Source organism: Rhizohabitans arisaemae (assembly GCF_025996515.1).
Lineage (GTDB): Bacteria > Actinomycetota > Actinomycetes > Streptosporangiales > Streptosporangiaceae > Rhizohabitans > Rhizohabitans arisaemae.
The window spans coordinates 39,645-57,350 of record NZ_BLRH01000001.1; the positions used below are offsets into that span (position 1 = coordinate 39,645).

The window sequence follows — 17,706 nt, forward strand, 5'->3', positions numbered from 1 at the left end:
CGTTCCGCCGGCCGCCGCGGGCGGGACACCGGGCCCGCCCGCCTGACCCGCGGGCAGCCGTACGGACCCGGTGCCGCTATCCGGCCCGCGGGGGACGAATCCGAAGCCCCACCCGCCTCGGCTCAGCCCCGCGGTGCCGCCGTACGGACACCGTGTCGCGCGGCAGGGTCAGTCCCACTCCCAGCGGATGCCGTGCACGCCGGGTTCCACGTCGAACTCGATCAGGTGTGCGGAGTTCCACCCGTCGAGGGAGAGCTCCGCGAGGTCGATCTTCTCGGAGTTGGCCCGGGACTGCCACACCCGGTAGGTGCGGGTGGGCAGGGCGGTCGGGTCGAAGAGGACCTGGAGCAGATACTCCCGGACGGGGAACCGGAACCCCCTGCTGAACTCGACCTCCTCCGGTCCGGTGGTGGCGTAGCCGAACTCGTACTCCAGGACGTAGGTCTCCCCCGCGCGGAGCGGGCGGTCGAGCAGGAGCTCCACCGCGACCAGCCCCGCGTCCGGATCGGCCCGGACCCGGCCCGGCCGGCAGAAGGTGACCCGCCGTGCGCTCGGGAGCGCCCCGCGGGGGTTGTAGTGGATCGCGACGTGCCGGTCGACCCCGTCACGGCGCGCCTGGAAGACGACCCGGCTCTGGACGACCAGTTCCTCCCGGGCGGCCCCGATCCGGACGCGGTCGTGATGGCTCAGCCAGGCGAGCTGCCCGTCGACCGGGCTCTCGATCTGGGTGAGCAGATCGTCCAGGTTCGAGTAGACGGGGCAGAGGTCCTGGAAGGTGAGGGAGCCCGGCACATGGTCGAGCCATCTGCCGCGGGGGCGTCTCGGGCCGAGCAACGTCACCAGGGCGTCGTTCGGAAGGCCGAGGATGTCCTCCAGGAATCGGACGGCGAGCAGGGAGGTTTCGCGCTCGGGCCGGGAGCGTCCCCGCTGCCAGTTGCTCAGACTCGCCAGGCTGACCGTCACGCCGCGCTCCCGGAGCCGCGCGTGGATCCGTTCGAGGCTCAGGCCGCGCGACTGAATCGCCGACCTCAAGGCATGCTCGAACGGACCGGTACGGAGCAGACTCGCGAGCTCACGTTCGGTGACCCGGCGTACACGTGTTGGCTCAAGCATCCTGCCACCTCAAAAGGACATCGGCCGCCGGGTGCCTTCTCGGCGGTCTTTGTCGCGCCCTTACTTGGACTGTCATTCGGATAGATTTCTTACTTATTTCCCGGCCACACCTATTGATGTGACACAAACCCATTACGCATATCTCAATGGGTTTTGAACCACACCAATAGCCGTGCCGTATCGGTTTCCGTCCTTGTTCTCTTCGGCCGCTTCGCGTCCGCCGATCGGCGTAGACACGATCCGGCCCGGCGGGCCCGGCCGGAGATCCCCGGCCGGGCCCCGATCGTCCCGGCTTAGCGGGTGATCCGTACGTCGTCGATCCCGGCCTCCACCAGACTCGCCGTCGACGCGTCCGCCGCCTCGATCAGAATCCGCACCGACTGACCCGCGAACCCGGACACGTTCGCCGTCGCCGTCGCCCACGCGCCGTTGCGGTTGGACGCCGCACCCAGCTGCTGGAACACCTGCGTCGTCGACGAACCCACCACCTTCACCCGCAGGAAGTCAGCCGACGACGCATTGGACCCGTGCGCCAGATACCACGAGAACGACAACGTCAACGTCCCCGACGCCGGCAACGCGATCGACGGCGACCACACCGACGTCACCCCGCCGTCCACGTCGTAGGCACCCGCCGACGCACCCGCCAACCGGCCCGTCACCAGACCGTTCACCCCCGACGTCGTCGTCCCCAGCTGCTTGGCCCCGCTCGACGTCGTCGCCTCCGGGTCACCCCGCTCGAACACCCCCGACGTCGCCGTGTCCGTCCCCGACGGATTCACCGCCCACCCCGACGCCACCTCGAAATCATCGGAGTACACCGTGATCGGAGGCGCGGGCGGGGCCACGGCCACATCCCAGACCGCGTCGGCGATGGCGTCGGCGTTACGGTCCAGAGCCGTGTCGTTGATGTTGGACGTGGTGTCGCAGACCCGGTGGTAGCAGCCGTCGAACGCGGCGCCCGCGGTGCCGCCCCAGAGGGTGGCCTGCGCCGCGGACTTGATCCCCTCGGCACCGGTGAAGGTGCCGCCGGCCGGGATCCCCACGGCGATGAACGGGCCGTAGTCCGAACGGCCGTCGAAGTCGGTGCCCCGGGTCGAGACCCCGATCGAGCCGAAGTAGCCCTGCAGCACCGACTCCAGGTGGGCCGAACCCGCCGGGCCGGGACCGGAGCCGACCCCGTCGGAGTTGTCGCCGTCGTACACGAAGTAGCCGGCGTTGGGCGAGCCCACCATGTCGAAGTTGTAGTAACCCTTGATCTTGGTGCGCTCGGCGGGCGGCAGGTTGGTCACGTAGTACTGCGAGCCGCGCAGACCGAGCTCCTCGGCACCCCACCAGGCGAACCGCACGTGGTTCACCGGGGTGACACCCTGCCGGGCCAGCTCCAGGGCCACCTCCAGGATCGCGGCCGAGCCCGAGCCGTTGTCGTTGATCCCCGGTCCCGCCGTCACGCTGTCCAGGTGCGCGCCGGTCATGATGACGTGGTTGGGGTTGCCGCCGGGCCAGTCGGCGATCAGGTTGTAGCCGGTCGCTCCCCCGTAGGTGAACGACTGGATCGCCGTCGTGTACCCGGCCGCGTCCAGCTGGCTCTTCACGTAGTTGACCGAGGCTAGGTACCCGGGACGGCCGTGGGCGCGGTTGCCGCCGTTGGCCGTGGCGATCGACTGGAACTGGGATAGGTGGGCCTTGACGTTGGCCAGGGAGATGTTCGGCGGGGCGAGGGCCTGCCCCGCCGACGCCGTCACCGAGGTCGCCGGGGCCAGCACCAGAGCCAGCCCGGTGGCGATGGACAGCAGCAGTCGTTTCACTGACGCTCCTTGGGGGGTAAGGAGATACGAACCGTGTGTACGGGCCGGGCGCGCCCGGCCGATCCTGCAACACCGGAGCGGTGCGGGCGCCGGTCCCGCCGGAGCCCGCACCGCGAAATCACCGAGTGATCCGTACGTCGTCGATCCCGGCCTCCACCAGACTCGCCGTCGACGCGTCCGCCGCCTCGATCAGAATCCGCACCGACTGACCCGCGAACCCGGACACGTTCGCCGTCGCCGTCGCCCACGCGCCGTTGCGGTTGGACGCCGCACCCAGCTGCTGGAACACCTGCGTCGTCGACGAACCCACCACCTTCACCCGCAGGAAGTCAGCCGACGACGCATTGGACCCGTGCGCCAGATACCACGAGAACGACAACGTCAACGTCCCCGACGCCGGCAACGCGATCGACGGCGACCACACCGACGTCACCCCGCCGTCCACGTCGTAGGCACCCGCCGACGCACCCGCCAACCGGCCCGTCACCAGACCGTTCACCCCCGACGTCGTCGTCCCCAGCTGCTTGGCCCCGCTCGACGTCGTCGCCTCCGGGTCACCCCGCTCGAACACCCCCGACGTCGCCGTGTCCGTCCCCGACGGATTCACCGCCCACCCCGACGCCACCTCGAAATCATCGGAGTACACCGTGATCGGAGGCGGACCGGTACCGCAGTACTGCGCTTCCTTGCCGATGATCCGGTAGACGCAGTCGGAGTATTCGAGCAGGCGGAGCACGGCTTCCCGGTTCCGGGAGGTCTGGGCGGGGATGACCTCGTCGGGCGGGTAGAAGCCGCCGCCACCCGAGGAGGGATACATCTCGAACGTGTAGTTGAAGATCTTCTGGGAGCCCCAGAGCCAGTCGTCGATCGTCCCGTCGGTGATGTAGAGGTCGCTCGCCTGCTCCGGGGTGTAGCCGTTGGTCGTCGCCATGTTCTGGCCGAGCGCGGCGTGCGCGTCCCGGTCGTCCTGGGTCAGGCCGGGCCCGGTGTCGTTGTAGGTGTAGCCGTACGGCCACAGGATGAGCTGGCCGTAGGTGTGGAAGTCGATGGCCGCCTTGATCTGCTGCCTGCCGCCGACGACCCGGCTGCGCACGAAGTTCGCGACCGCCCGCACCTCGGGTGCCGACTCGGCCGACGGGCCCCGGTAGGTGTCGCTCGACGTGCTCGACGACGAACCGCCGCAGCAGCCCCAGTTGTAGGCCCAGTTGCGGTTGAGGTCGGTGCCTATGCTGCTCGACCCGGAGTTGGGCTGCCGGTTCTTCCGCCAGGAGCGGTAGGTGCCCGCGGCGATGTCGTACTCGCCGCCGTCGGGGTTGAGGTCGGGCAGGATCCAGATCTCCCGCGAGTTCACCAGGCCGGTGATGCGGGAGTCCGTCCCGTAGTTGTCGGTGAACAGGTTGAGGAGGTAGACCGCCATCTCCTTGGTCAGGTGCTCACGCGCGTGCTGATGGTGCGTGAACATGACCTCGGTCTCGTCCTCGTCGACGGCCACGTTGTCACTGATCTTGACGGCCATCAGGTCGCGGCCCTCGTAGGTGGTGCCGACGCTGATCTTCCGGGCGATCGTCGGGTGGTCGGCCACGACGCGGTCGACCGCCGCCGTCAGCTCGGCGAAGTTGTGGTAGTTGGAGTCCGCCGGGGGGAAGTCCTGAGCCTTGGGCACCACGGGGGACAGTTGGCGGGGGATGAGGGTGACCTTGTAGCCGAGGCGTTTGATCGCATCGGCCTCCTCGGCGGTCGCGGAGACGACCACCGCTCCGTGCGCCACCTCGTCGATCGCGGCACCGGTCCTGGCGATCTCGGTCCGTTGTTGTGACGTGCTTGGGCCGTCAACCCGATACTGCCTGTTTGCCGGTGGTTCCGCGGCCGACGACGCGCTCGGTCCGGTCAGTGCGGTCGCACAGAGCACCGCCAGCAACGTGAGCCCCGTGAGCAGAACATTGCGTTTCACGACAGCCTCCTTCTGCCGGGAGACTCGGACCGCGCGCATCATCCAGCAAGGGGCATCAGTCAGACATCGCCAAAACTGTGAACAAAAACTTAGAACCCGACAAGCAGCGCGAAAGGCCCGCAGCTGGCGTGATCCGCTGGGTCGGGTAGTTCAGACTTATCTCTTAATACTCTGATTTTTCATGTCTTCCGAGTAGGAAGCTCTTAATAGTCAAATTCATGGCGATGTCTCAGCGAAAACGACATCTGATACCGGTACGGCGGCCTTCGCGCGATCGCCCGGGAAACCCGGCGACCGCCCAGCTCAGTCCGGCATCCGGCGTCGGCGCCGAAGCGAACCGTACAACACCTGAACACCGCGGCCGACAAGTGATCGTCAGATCGGCTGACACCGAACGGCGCGCGGCCGATCCACCCCCCGGCGGCGGCCGGGTCAGCGGGCGGCCTCAAGGCGGTAGACGCCGCCCTGCAGGCTCAGGGCGTACAGCTCACGTCTGTGATCCTCGCCGAACGAGCTGAGCTGTTCAACCCTGCCCAGCTCGGTGGGCTCCCCCACGCCCTGCGGCCGTACCTCCACCGAACGCACCCAGCCCGCGCAGAAGTCGCCGTACAGGTAGCGCCCCCCAAGCCCGGGGATCGCCGTGCCCCGGTAGACGTATCCGCTGATCACCGAGCAGGTGCCGTTGTCGTTCAGCTGGTACTCCAGGACCGGGTCGACCGCGTCCGCGGGCTTGTCCCCCCCGTTGAATGGGTGTCTGCCCTCACGCTTGTTCCAGCCGTAGTTCTCCCCGCCCTTGGAGGTGCCGGGCTGCCGGTCGACCTCCTCCCACGCGTTCTGGCCGACGTCCCCGATCCACAGGTCGCCGGTCTCGGCGTCGAACGAGAACCGCCAGGGGTTACGGAGCCCGTACGCCCAGATCTCCGGCTTCGCCCCCGCCCGTCCGACGAAGGGGTTGTCCTCGGGCACCCGGTACGGCGTGCCGCCACGCGGGTCGATCCGAAGGATCTTACCGAGCCAGGTGCCCAGGTCCTGGCCGTACCCGTGCGGATCCCCGCCGCTCCCCCCGTCGCCGAAGGCGATGTAGAGGTAGCCGTCCTTGCCGAAGGCGAGCTGCCCCCCTTTGTGGTTGGGGTACGGCTGCCGCTGGGTCAGCACGTCTCGCCGGGCCGAGGCCTTGCCCCCGGCGAACGACCACTCGGTGACGTGTGTGTGCCCGTCCAGGTCGGTCCAGTCCAGATAGAGACGGCTCCCGTCCGGCGAGAACGCGACCCCGAGCAGCCCCTGCTCGTTGCCGTCGCTCACCTCCCGGCTGAGATCCACCACCGGAACCGGGTCGACCTTCCCGTCCCGGATCGCCCGCAACCGCCCCGTCTGCTCGGCGACGTAGAGGGTGTCCTCCCCCTTGCGCACCGCGAACGCCACCGGGGACTCCAGCCGGGCGATCTCGGTGAACCGGACCGCGACGTCCCCCGGCGGCGCCCCGGGGCCGCCCGGCGGTTCGGGCCGCTCCGCCGACCGCACGCCCACGCACCCCGTCGCGAACAGTCCCGCGGCAAGCAGCCACGCCGCCGACTTCATCCACCGGTTCGCCGCCATGCGACTCCTCTCCCGCCCTCACCCTAGTCCGCGGTCCCGGCGCGGACACGCCCGACAACGTTGGACGACCGGTCAGCCGGAAAAGTTGATGATCTCCAGGGCCGGGGTGAGGGCCTCGGCGACGGCCACACCGGTCCGGCGGTAGGTTTCCGGCGGATGGCCGTACGGGTCGTCGATGTCCTCGTCGTCCTTGGCCAGGACGGGGTCGTCGCCCCGGAGCAGGGCCACCTGGCGGATCAGGGCCCGGGCCCGGTCGGCCGGGTGGGGCAGCCGAACGATCCCCCGCCGGTCCGTCTCGGCGACGAGGGCGGCGAACTCGCGCATGGTGTAGACGCGGGGTGCCAGGGAGGACGCGGCCCGCACGGTGTACGCGCGGTGCTCGGCGGTCGCCGTCAGCACCAGGTCGGCCTCGGTGAGGAGCTCCGCCGTGACCGGCTGGGAGGCGAACCCCTCGGCACTCCCGCCGAGCTCTTCGAGGACGTCGACGGCGAGCGGGGTCATCGGCTTACCGGAGACGGCGAACGTCCCGGCGCTCCGTACCCGGAACCCCTCGGTGCCGGGGCCGAGCCGGGCGCGGGTCAGCCGCTCGGCGAGCGGGGAACGGCAGATGTTGCCCGTACAGACGAAAAGAAGGCGGAAGCTCATCGGAGACCTTCCCGCGAGGAGATCCGAAACTCGAAGTGCCGTCCCGGACCCGAGACGGGACGGCACCCAATGCGGCTTAACGCGACATCTTCACCGCATTCACCGGCCACTGACCGGCCGGCCGAGCCACGCGCCTACCCCGTCCGCCCGGTGTCGGGCGGACGGGGGGCGGCGAGGAATCAGCCCCGAACGTTGGCCGGGTGGCCGATCGCCAGGCCGGACTCGGGGTCGAAGAAGTGGAGGTTGTGCGTGTCGACGACGAGCTCGAGGTCCTGGTTCGGCCGGACCTGGCTCCGCGAGTTGACCCGGGCGGTCCACAGCGACTTGCCGCCGCCCAGCGGCAGCGACCCGTCGGCCTCGTCACCCGCCGCGTCCTGGGCCAGGGCCAGGGCGTCCTTGTGCATGACCGGCGGGGCGTCGATCGTGAACAGGACGTTGATCTCGCTGCCCAGCTCCTCGGTGACGCTCACCCTGACCGGGATGCGCGCCCAGCCCTCGTTGTGGCCGTTCGCGCTCCTGGCGTCCTCGAAGTCGGAGGGGCGGACGCCGACGATGAGCTTGCGGCCGATGTAGTCGCCGAGACCCGGCTTGTCGGTGAAGGTCGAGGCGGGGATGGGCAGCCGGTAGTTGGCGAAGGCGATGCCGTCACGAACCAGGTCCGCGGTGACGAAGTTCATCGCCGGGGAGCCCATGAAGCCGGCCACGAACAGGTTCACCGGCCGGTCGAAGAGGTTCTGCGGGGTGTCGACCTGCTGGAGCACGCCGTCCTTGAGGACGCACACCCGGTCGCCGAGGGTCATCGCCTCGACCTGGTCGTGGGTGACGTAGACGGTGGTGACGCCGAGGCGCTCGTGCAGCTGGTTGAGCGAGGCGCGCATCGAGACGCGGAGCTTGGCGTCGAGGTTGGAGAGCGGCTCGTCCATGAGGAACGCCCGCGGCTCGCGAACGATGGCGCGGCCCATGGCGACACGCTGCCGCTGACCACCGGAGAGCGCGGCGGGCTTGCGCTTGAGGTAACCCTCCAGGCCGAGCATGTTCGCGGCCTCCACCACCCGGCGCTGGATCTCGGCCTTGGGCATCTTGCGGAGCTTGAGGCCGAAGGCGAGGTTCTCCTCGACCGTCATGTGCGGATAGAGGGCGTAGTTCTGGAACACCATCGCGATGTCGCGATCCTTGGGCGGCAGGTGGTTGACCACCTTGTCCCCGATGTGGATCTCACCGCCACTGATGTCCTCCAGGCCGGCGATCATCCGCAGCGCCGTGGACTTGCCGCACCCGGAGGGGCCGACGAGCACCATGAACTCGCCGTCCTTGATCTCGAGGTCGAGCCCGTTCACCGCTTTCACGCCACCGGCGTAGATCTTGTCGACCCCTCTGAGAACGATTGATGCCATGACGGTCCCTCGATCGATGGATACGTTTTCACCGAACCTCACCAGAACGGCTTATATATGTCAAGAGGGCACTTCAACCGACCCATGAAGTGGAACCTCGGTGGAATCTGTGCTGGAATCGTTTCCATGATGGACCACAGGGCGACGATCAAAGACGTGGCGGCCGCGGCGGGAGTGGGGGTGGCCACCGTCTCCCGGGTGCTCTCCGGCAACGGTTCGGCCAGCTCACGGACGCGGGAGAAGGTTCTGGAGGCGGCCGCCAGACTCGACTACCGGCCGAGCGCCCTGGGCCGGAACCTGAAACTGCGGCGCACCGGCGCCCTCGGCCTGCTCGTCCCGGACATCACCAATCTCTTCTACTCCCGGCTCGCCGACGGCGTGCTCTCCTGCGCGAGATCCATGAACGAACACGTGATCGTGGGGACCACCGGCAACGACCCCGAGCGTGAGGCCGAGCTCATCGGCGGGTTCGTCGACCAGAGCGTCGACCGCGTCATCGCCGTGCCCTCGGGTGACGCCGAGGCCTGGATCCCCGTCCTTCGCGCCGACATCCACCTGGTGTTCGCCGACCGGCTCCCCCTCGGCCTGTCCCCCACGCCGACCGGCCGGGACGCCACCGCGCTGCACAAGGTGCCCGCGGTCCTCGCCGACGACCGGTCCGGCATCCACGCCGCCGTCGGCTACCTGGCCGGACTCGGGCACCGCAGGATCGGCTTCCTGGGCGGGAACGGCCGGCAGCAGGCCTTCCGGGAGGCTCTCACCCACTCCGGGGTCCCCGCCGACGACGAGCTGATCGTGACCGCCCGCGGCGCCCGGGACACCTCCTACGCGGCCGCGGCGAGCCTGTTCCAGCGGCGGCCCGACATCTCCGCGCTGCTCGCCGGGAACAACATCCTGGGCGAGGCCGCCGTCCTGGCCGCCCGTGAACTGGACCTGCGGGTCCCGAAGGACGTGTCGATCGTCATGTTCGACGACGTCCCCTGGGCCGAGCTGTGCAGCCCCACCCTGACCGTGATCTCCCAGCCGGCCCGGGACATGGGCTACCGCGCCGCCGAGCTGGTGCTGCGCGACCCGCGCGCCACCCGGACCCGGCCGACCGTGCTGCCGACCGAGCTCGTCGTCCGCGGCAGCTGCGCGCCGCCCACCGACGGGGCCGGGCGGGGCCGGTACGGCACGGACCCCCGGGACCGGGGGCTACGCGGGTGAGCGGAGTTCGAGAAGGCTGATCTCGGGGGGCACGCCGATCCGGACCGGGATGTTGGAGAAACCCGCGCCGCTGGTGACGTAGACCCGGGTGCCGCCGACGGCGCCGAGCCCGGCCACCACGGGCTGGCTGAGCGCGGCCAGATAGCCGAGCCCGGCGACCTGGCCGCCGTGGGTGTGGCCGGAGATCTGCAGGTCGACGCCGTGCTTGGACGCCTCCTCCGCCTGCAGCGGCTGGTGGGCCAGGAGAACGACCGGCCGGGACTCGTCGCGTCCGCCGAGGGCGGCGTCGAAGTCGGGCCCCCGGAGCCCGGGGATCTCCCAGGCGAAGACGTCGTCCACCCCGGCGAGGTCGAGGGTCGACCCGGCCCGGGTGAGCTCGGCCCGCTCGTTGCGGAGCGCCCGGATGCCGAGGCGTTCCACCTCGATGCTCCACTCCCCGGCGTTGTAGGCGAACTCGTGGTTGCCGGTCACGTAGAACGAGCCGAACGGCGCGTGCAGATCGCGGAGCGGCTCGGCGTCCCGGCCGAGATGGGCGACGGTGCCGCTGGCGAGATCCCCCACGACGGCGATCAGGTCGGGCTCCAGCTCGTTGATCATCCGGACCACCCGCTCGGTGTGCCCACGCCCGAGGTACTGGCCGATGTGGAGGTCGCTCACCGCGGCGATCCGGAAGCCGTGGAAACCGGAGCCAAGCCGGGCCAGCTCGATGGGCACCCTTCTGATCTCCGGCGGGGCGAGCGCCCCGCGCACGCCGTACACCGTCGTCCCGGTCGCCGCCACGGCGGCGATCAGCGCGGCCGACCGCCCGAGGAAAAGCCGCCTGTCCGGCTCCGCCGGCCCCCGACGCGGGTCCGGTGCGCCGGGTACGGCCGCCTGCTCGCCCTCACCCGCCGGACGGCCGTCCTCGGCCCCCGGGACGGCCGCGCCGGGTCCGCGCCGGCCGGTGGACGCGGCGGGTTCCAGGACGGCCTCGGGCCGCTCCCCCGGGGCCGGGGCGGCTCCGGGGGCGGCACGCCTTCGACGGCGGCGCAGGACGATCAGCCGCGGGACCTCCAGCAGGAGCAGGGTCAGGGTGAAGAAGGCCGCCAGACTTCGGAAGACGCCGAGCGGCCAGGTGACCCAGCGGGGCAGCCCTTCGACGAGGCCCACCAGCATCGAGGCCGTCCCGACCGCCGCGAGCACGGCGAAGACCCACACGACCAGGCGGCGCCGGGGTCCCGGCGCGACGGTACCGGGGACGAGACGTATCCATAGATAGCCCGCGGCGACCCCGCCTGCGAGCAGGAAGGCGAGGATCTTCAGGACAGCAGCTCTTCGACCTGGGAGATCAGCGCGGAGTCCTCCGGGTCGACCCCCGGCCGGAACCGGGCCACGACCCGGCCGTCCCGGCCGACCAGGAACTTCTCGAAGTTCCACTGGACGTCGCCGGCTTCCCCGGCCGCATCCGGGGTCTGGGTGAGCACGGTGTACAGGGGGTGCCTGTCCTCCCCGTTCACCTCGGTCTTCTCCAGCAGCGGGAAGTCCACCCCGTAGGTGGTGGCGCAGAACGCCTCGATCTCCTCCGCGCTGCCCGGCTCCTGGCCCATGAACTGGTTGCACGGCACGCCGATCACCGACAGTCCCCGGCCGGCGTAGCGCCGGTGCAACCGGACCAGCCCGGAGTACTGGGGCGTGAGGCCGCAGCGGGAGGCCACGTTGACGATCAGGGCGGCCCCGTCGCCGAGCAGACCGCGCAGCGTCGCCGGGTCACCGGCGAGGGTCCGTACCGGAATGTCGTAGACGCTCATGACCGGCAAGCCTACCCAGGACCCCTCGCCGGTGCGGGGACCCGGCCGCCTTCAACATCACCTTATGTGTCCAATATCACGACATAGCGGCCGTCGTCTCCGGCATCCGGTTAAACCCGCGGGACACCTTGAGTCACCCCATCGGCGGAGAAGATGCACCACGGCCATCACGGCGTAACGAGACCTCCAATCTTCCCCATGTCCGGATATCCGGTCGTGCTGCCCGCCGTACCGGACGTATTACAAACCGCGTAGAGAACTCGTCGCGGCGCCCTGGAAAGCCGCCCACGAGACGCCGCGGAAAAGCGCGGGCGTGTCGGGGAGCAAACGGTCCTGGGGCCACGCGGGACAGGCCGACACGTCGTCCGAGCCATGGGCGCCGCGGCGGTCGCGTACGGCGCGAGCCGGCACGCGCGTCCGGCACGCGACCCGATGACAAGGATCACCTTGGTAATCAATCGCGCGTTGCGCAACGTCAGTGCGACCGTCCTCGCCACCGCCCTGGTCACCGTGGGCACCACGGGCACCGCGGGGAACGCCGCCGACACCGCGTCGGCCGGCCGGTCTTCCGGCCCGGTGAGCCGGCCGGTCGTCCATCTGGGGGTATGGAAGACGAGTTTCATCCCCAAGACACCGAAACGGCCGATCACCGTGCAGGGGAGAAACAAGGCGTTCGCCTCACGCCTCATCACCCGCAGAGAGTGGCCTACCACCCAGTTCCGCTGCCTCGACCGGCTGTGGACCCGGGAGAGCAACTGGAACCACCGGGCGACAAATCACTCCTCGGGTGCCTACGGCATTCCGCAGGCGCTGCCCGGCTGGAAGATGAGCGGAGTGGGCCGGGATTGGCGCACCAACCCGGAGACCCAGATCCGCTGGGGACTGAAGTACATCAAGATCCGATACCGCACCCCGTGCGGGGCCTGGGGCTCGTTCCAGTCACGCGGATGGTACTGATCCCCCGAAGGATCCGCTCCGATACGTCCAGGGGAAGGGCGCGTATCGGAGCCCGGCTGAGCCGGCGGTCGCGCGGGACGGACACCGCCCGCGCGACCCCGGGCGACATCGCCCCGCGCCGCCGACGGAAGCTCCCCCGAGTTGCCGATCAGAGGCAGGAACTCCGCTGCCGGCCGGCAGAATTCGAAGTGATCAGGGAGAGATCGCCGGCACCGTCACGGAGGTCACCCGGGGGACCGAGGCCCAGGCCTGCCGGGAGGGGACGCCCTCGGCGCCCCTCCCCTTTCGCACGGACGCCGTCCCGCGCCGTTCTCCGCGCGGTGTCAGACGGCGGACGCCGGTTGTCGCCTCATTCCTCTATCTGTGCCTGCTCGGCGGGCACCGCGGAATTCAGGAGGTCCAGCCGGCTACGAACCGCACGCGGTCGCCAGCTTCTGGCTGCTCTCCTGGATCTTCGTGATCTCGGCCGCGGCCCCGGCCGGGTCGCTGATGTTGATCTTCTTCCAGCTCGCGCCGACATCGGTGAGCACCTCCTTCAGCGCGGAGTCGGAGGTCTTGGCGCCAAGGTCCTCCAGCTTGGTGCCGAGGTCGGTCGCGGCCTTGTTGAACGCGGCCGGATCGGTGGCGGCGCCGCCGGCCTTACTGGTGAACTCCGTCAGAGCCTGCGTCGCCGCTGTGCAGGTGGCCACCTTGTCGGCGACGCTGCAGCCGGCCGTGAGTGTGATGACGGCCACCGCTGCGAGGGGAGCCAGACGGCGGATCAGAGCGTGACGCATGGGGAGGATCCTTTGGTGTCGGGAAACACGAACGTCAGGGAGCCTAACGCCCGCCGCCGACACACATGCGGCGAGTAAGGAAATCGTCAGATCTGCCGACTTTCAAACGTTCCCAGACCCTTACCAGGCCCGATGATCCTCCTCCGGATACCGTCCCCGGTCCCCGGAGGGCTGATAGCGCTCCCCGGTGCTGAACGGCACGCCCCCGGAGCCGTCCGGGGGAACCCGCTGTTCCTCCGACTGGGGGACGTAGGGGCGGACCTGCTCGTGGGAGTAGCCCTCCCCCGGGTAGGGCGCCTCTCCCGGCGCCTGGTAGCCCTCTCCCGGGTAACCCGGGCCAGGATTGTAGTACTCCGGCCCCGGGTTTCGGCCCTGGTAGGAGTCCGCCGCCGGAGGAGGAGCCTGCGGGGCCCCCAGACCCGACAGGTTGGCGACGAGACGGTCGTGCTCGGCGAGCCCGGCGACCATCTGCTCGCGCGCGTTCTCACCCGGGGCGGGGTACGTCGGCGGCTGGGCTCCCCTGCCGCCCTGCGGATCCTCCGGGAGCAGGTAGCGCGGATCGAACGCGTTGGTCTTCAGCGGGTCGGCGTGGGGGCCCGCGTGGGGATCGGCCGGGATCTGGTAGGCGCCGGGTGGCGGCGTCCCCTGGGTCTCCGGTTCCCACGTCCGGGTGACGCCCAGCGGGTCGGCCGCCGTGGGCAGCGGGCCGTTGAGCGGATCAACCTCGTACGGCGGCGGCCAGGAGGAGGGCGCCGGGTCGTAGCCGGCCGCGGGCTGGTGGCCCGGGTGCGGATTCTGCTCGTACGGCGCCGCGGCCGGATGGCCCTGATGGGCGGCGGGCTCGTACGGCGCCGCGGGCGGGTGACCCTGGTGGGCGACCGGCTCGTACGGCGCCGCAGGCGGGTGACCCTGGTGGGCGACCGGCTCGTACGGCGCCGCAGGCGGGTGACCCTGATGGGCGGCGGGCGCGGGAGCGGCCGGCTCGTAGGCGTTCTCGTACCCGTGGTCGTAGGCGGCCGTACGGGCGAGCGGGTCCGGCCTCGGCTCGGGCCGCTGGTCGCCCAGCGGGTGGCGGCCGTCCCCGAGCGGCAGCGGGTCGCTCAACGGGTCGGGGCGGGCGTCGGGCCCGGCGTACGCGGGGGCCGGGGCCTCGGACCCGGCCGAGGGGGGCCGGCGGTCGTACATGCCGGTGCTCACCATCCCCCCGGCGACGAGGACGTCGTTGGGGCCGACCGTCGAGATGCGCTCCCCCTCCGGGTGGTCGGACGCGCCCACCGCCCCGAGCACAGCCGTCGAGCCGTCCTCGGTCCGCTCGTCCTGCCCGTCCTCGTAGGCCTGCCCGTCCTCGTAGGTCTGCTCGGCTTCAAGGGCGTCGGCGAGGCCGGCGTCGAGGTTCTCCAGGAGCCGCTCCACGTCCCCGAGAGGCATGCGGAAACTGGCCGAGCAGATCTCCCCGCGCCACAGGCTCAGGACGAGTGTGCCCGCATGCCAGGTGACCCGGAGCACCCGTTCCTGGCCGCGCGCATCGAAGAACACCTCACCGAACGAGGGCAGCGGGACAACTTCCGACATGCCAGACATATTGCTTTAACCAGCCTTTAGTAGTCCAGTCGACTTGAGCAAACCCGCCTCTGACCAGCCAAGACGGACCGCGCCCGCCCCTTCTCCTACCCCCACGCCGTCACGATGCCCCGATGAAGCGGCCGGCTGTCATACCTGAATACATCATGCCGCCCAGGACGGCCGGTTCGGTCCCACATTCGCCACAGGCATGGAGAAATGATGCCGTGCCCGGTCCCACGATCTCATCTCGACCGCCCGCCTAGCGGATCCGGGCCGGATCCCCCTGCGGCCCGGACGGGCGGCCGAATCCGGGAGCGGACGCACCGGAACCCCGTCCGCCGCCGGGCGACGACGGGAACACGAGTACGGACTGATATGTCCGCATTCGACGCGGCTCCGGTCGCCCGTACCCCGTCCACGCAGGTCACGCCGGCGTACCGCCGAGGGTGGCCACCGAGCGGAACCGCCTGTATGGGAAATCGAGTTCGGATTTCCCCCATCTGAACGGCCGATGCGGTCCCCGCAGTCCGCCGGGCCCGATAGCGTTGGCCGACGTGCCCGATGCTCTTCCCGACACGACGACGATGCTGGCCGCCGCGGTGGCCGCGCTGGGCGGCGCGGAACGCCCCGGCCAGGTGAAGATGGCGGAAGCCGTCGAAACGGCCATCGAGCGCGAGGAACACCTCGCGGTGCAGGCCGGTACCGGCACCGGCAAGTCCCTGGCCTATCTGGTGCCCGCGATCCGGCACGCCGTCGACGCGAAGAAGACCGTGGTCGTCTCCACCGCCACCATCGCGCTCCAGCGGCAGCTCGTCGACCGGGACCTCCCCCGTCTCGCCGAGACGCTCACCCCGCTGCTCCCCCGGCCCCCGCGCTTCGCGATCCTCAAAGGGCGGCGCAACTACCTCTGCCTCCACCGGATGGCCGTCGGCGCCCCCGACGAGCCCGAAGGGGAGACCCTGTTCGACGCCACCGCCACGTCGCCGACGGGACGTCAGGTGCTCCGGGTCCGGGACTGGGCCGACGAGACCGAGACGGGGGACCGGGACGAGCTCAACCCCGGGGTGACCGAGCAGGTGTGGAACCAGTTCGCGGTGACGGCCAAGGAATGCCTCGGCGCGGCCCGGTGCGTCTACGGCACCGAGTGCTTCGCCGAACGGGCCAAGGAGCAGGCCGCCGAGTCCGACATCGTCGTCACCAACCACGCGCTGCTCGCCATCGACGCGCTGGAGGAGTTCAACGTCCTGCCCGAGCACGACCTGGTCGTCGTCGACGAGGCCCACGAACTGGTGGACCGGGTCACCTCCGTCGCCGGAGGCGAGGTCACCGCCACCGGCGTGCAGATCGCGGTACGGCGCTGCGCCAAACTGATCCCCGAGGACGCCGCCGAGCGGCTCACCGGCGCCGGGGAGGACCTGAAGGCGATGCTCGGCGTCACCCCGCCGGGCAGGCTCGACGCGATCCCCGAGATCCTCGCCGGCTCGCTGGAGGCGGTGCGCGAGGCCGCCGCGCACTGCCGGCGCGCCCTCGGGCCCCGGCAGAAGGACTTCGAGGACGCCGAGCAGGTCGGGCAGCGCCGGGCCGCGTTCTCCGCCCTCGACGAGCTGCACGACACCGCCGCGCGGATCCTCGGCGCCTTCGACGGGGACGACCGCTTCGACGTGGTCTGGCTCGAAGGCGGGGACGGCAGGCGGCCCCCGTCGCTGCGGGTGGCCCCGCTCTCGGTGGGCGGCCTGCTCCGCGACGCCCTCTTCGCGGAACGGACGACGGTGCTCACCTCGGCCACCCTCGCCCCCGGCGGCTCCTTCCGGCAGATGGCCGTCGAATGGGGTCTGGCCGAGCCGCCGCCCGGACGGGGTACGGCCCCCGGCGCCACCGCCGCGAAGGGGGACGGCGAAGCCCGTACCGCGCCCGGGTGGACCGGCCTGGACGTCGGCTCCCCGTTCGACTACCGCAGGAACGGGATCCTCTACATCGCCCGGCACCTGCCGCCGCCGGGGCGGGACGGCCTCCCCGAGGCGTACCTCACCGAGCTGGCCGAGCTGATCGAGGCGGCCGACGGCCGTACCCTCGGGCTCTTCTCCTCCATGCGGGCCGCCAAGGCCGCCACCGAGGCGATGCGGGACCGCCTTCCCGTCCCGATCCTGTGCCAGGGAGACGACGCCACCGGGCTGCTGATCAAACAGTTCGCCGAGGACGAGGAGCGCTGCCTGTTCGGCACCCTCTCCCTGTGGCAGGGCGTCGACGTGCCCGGCCCGTCGCTGCGCCTCGTGGTCATCGACCGCATCCCGTTCCCGCGCCCGAACGACCCCGTCTCCTCGGCCCGCCAGCGGGAGACCGAACGGCACGGCGGCAACGGCTTCATGACGGTCGCGGCGACCCACGCGGCGCTCCTGCTCGCCCAGGGTGCGGGCAGGCTCCTGCGGTCGAGCGGGGACCGGGGCGTGGTCGCGGTCCTGGACCCGCGCCTGGCCACCGCGCGCTACGGAGACTACCTCCGCGCCTCCCTCCCCCCGTTCTGGACCACCCACGACGGCACCGTCGCCCGAGCCGCCCTCCGCCGCCTCACCACCTCCCCCTGACCCGGTAGGCACGGTCACGGAGACGACCTGACCGTGCTCACCGCGTTAAGCACGGTCGCCGCCAAGAGCCTGTATTTTTGGCCGAGCCTCCGCTCGGCCGGCTCGAAACGCCTGAAACCCGCGTCTTCCCTCGCCTTTGCGGCGCCGCTCCGCGGCGCCGCAAAGACTCAGTCCAGATCGCGGGGGCGTTTCGAGCGTGCACGTGGCCGACCCGTAAGAGTGAGCCGGAAAAGGCCACAGGCGGTAGGCCGGGGTTCCGGGTCCTGGTGGTGAGTACGGCTGGATCTTAGGCGCCGGTCGCGCTACGTCGGCACTTCTCGCGCCGCGT

General features: G+C 70.6%; 13 protein-coding genes. 3 read left to right on the forward strand and 10 right to left on the reverse strand.

Going from position 1 to position 17,706, the window contains the following annotated elements:
* Nucleotides 1–168 precede the first annotated feature (168 nt).
* The 6 genes from RUR_RS00175 to RUR_RS00200 form a co-directional block, all read right to left on the reverse strand.
* On the reverse strand, nt 169–1,113 hold the full coding sequence (locus RUR_RS00175) for a hypothetical protein (protein WP_283132748.1): 945 nt from the start codon (nt 1,111–1,113) through the stop codon (nt 169–171).
* A 293-nt stretch (nt 1,114–1,406) separates the two neighbouring features.
* Complete coding sequence (locus RUR_RS00180; RefSeq protein ID WP_283132749.1) at nt 1,407–2,921, reverse strand: M28 family metallopeptidase; 1,515 nt, start codon at nt 2,919–2,921, stop codon at nt 1,407–1,409.
* A gap of 118 nt (nt 2,922–3,039) precedes the next feature.
* Nucleotides 3,040–4,872 carry a M14 family metallopeptidase gene (locus tag RUR_RS00185; RefSeq protein ID WP_283132750.1) on the reverse strand — a complete coding sequence of 611 codons (1,833 nt, stop codon included), beginning with the start codon at nt 4,870–4,872 and terminating at the stop codon, nt 3,040–3,042.
* Nucleotides 4,873–5,304: 432 nt separating this feature from the next.
* The gene (locus RUR_RS00190; protein ID WP_283132751.1) at nt 5,305–6,468 is read right to left on the reverse strand and encodes a PQQ-dependent sugar dehydrogenase; all 1,164 of its coding nucleotides are present in this window, start codon (nt 6,466–6,468) and stop codon (nt 5,305–5,307) included.
* Nucleotides 6,469–6,540: 72 nt separating this feature from the next.
* Entirely contained in the window at nt 6,541–7,113 is a 573-nt protein-coding gene (locus RUR_RS00195; protein WP_283132752.1) for an arsenate reductase/protein-tyrosine-phosphatase family protein, read from the reverse strand.
* A 179-nt stretch (nt 7,114–7,292) separates the two neighbouring features.
* Entirely contained in the window at nt 7,293–8,507 is a 1,215-nt protein-coding gene (locus tag RUR_RS00200) for an ABC transporter ATP-binding protein (RefSeq protein WP_283132753.1), read from the reverse strand.
* A 126-nt stretch (nt 8,508–8,633) separates the two neighbouring features.
* Here RUR_RS00200 and RUR_RS00205 point away from each other — a divergent pair, with 126 nt between their 5' ends.
* On the forward strand, nt 8,634–9,713 hold the full coding sequence (locus RUR_RS00205; protein WP_346349003.1) for a LacI family DNA-binding transcriptional regulator: 1,080 nt from the start codon (nt 8,634–8,636) through the stop codon (nt 9,711–9,713).
* On the opposite strand, the gene RUR_RS00210 is transcribed toward RUR_RS00205, so the two are convergent.
* Together RUR_RS00210 and RUR_RS00215 are read right to left on the reverse strand one after the other, a co-directional pair.
* Nucleotides 9,702–10,910, reverse strand: a complete 1,209-nt coding sequence (locus RUR_RS00210) for a metallophosphoesterase (RefSeq protein ID WP_283132754.1) — start codon at nt 10,908–10,910, stop codon at nt 9,702–9,704. The genes RUR_RS00205 and RUR_RS00210 overlap by 12 nt on opposite strands.
* A 101-nt stretch (nt 10,911–11,011) precedes the next feature.
* Nucleotides 11,012–11,500 carry a glutathione peroxidase gene (locus RUR_RS00215; RefSeq protein WP_283132755.1) on the reverse strand — a complete coding sequence of 163 codons (489 nt, stop codon included), beginning with the start codon at nt 11,498–11,500 and terminating at the stop codon, nt 11,012–11,014.
* A gap of 447 nt (nt 11,501–11,947) precedes the next feature.
* On the opposite strand from RUR_RS00215, the gene RUR_RS00220 reads away from it, so the two are divergent.
* Nucleotides 11,948–12,457, forward strand: coding sequence for an aggregation-promoting factor C-terminal-like domain-containing protein (locus RUR_RS00220; protein WP_283132756.1), 510 nt, complete (start codon nt 11,948–11,950; stop codon nt 12,455–12,457).
* A gap of 407 nt (nt 12,458–12,864) precedes the next feature.
* Here RUR_RS00220 and RUR_RS00225 read toward each other — a convergent pair whose 3' ends face one another.
* Nucleotides 12,865–13,233, reverse strand: coding sequence for a hypothetical protein (locus RUR_RS00225; protein WP_283132757.1), 369 nt, complete (start codon nt 13,231–13,233; stop codon nt 12,865–12,867).
* A 120-nt stretch (nt 13,234–13,353) separates the two neighbouring features.
* The gene (locus tag RUR_RS00230; RefSeq protein ID WP_283132758.1) at nt 13,354–14,805 is read right to left on the reverse strand and encodes a hypothetical protein; all 1,452 of its coding nucleotides are present in this window, start codon (nt 14,803–14,805) and stop codon (nt 13,354–13,356) included.
* A gap of 575 nt (nt 14,806–15,380) precedes the next feature.
* Between RUR_RS00230 and RUR_RS00235 the strand changes: the two genes are divergently transcribed.
* Nucleotides 15,381–17,378, forward strand: coding sequence for an ATP-dependent DNA helicase (locus tag RUR_RS00235; RefSeq protein ID WP_283132807.1), 1,998 nt, complete (start codon nt 15,381–15,383; stop codon nt 17,376–17,378).
* Nucleotides 17,379–17,706 lie beyond the last annotated feature (328 nt).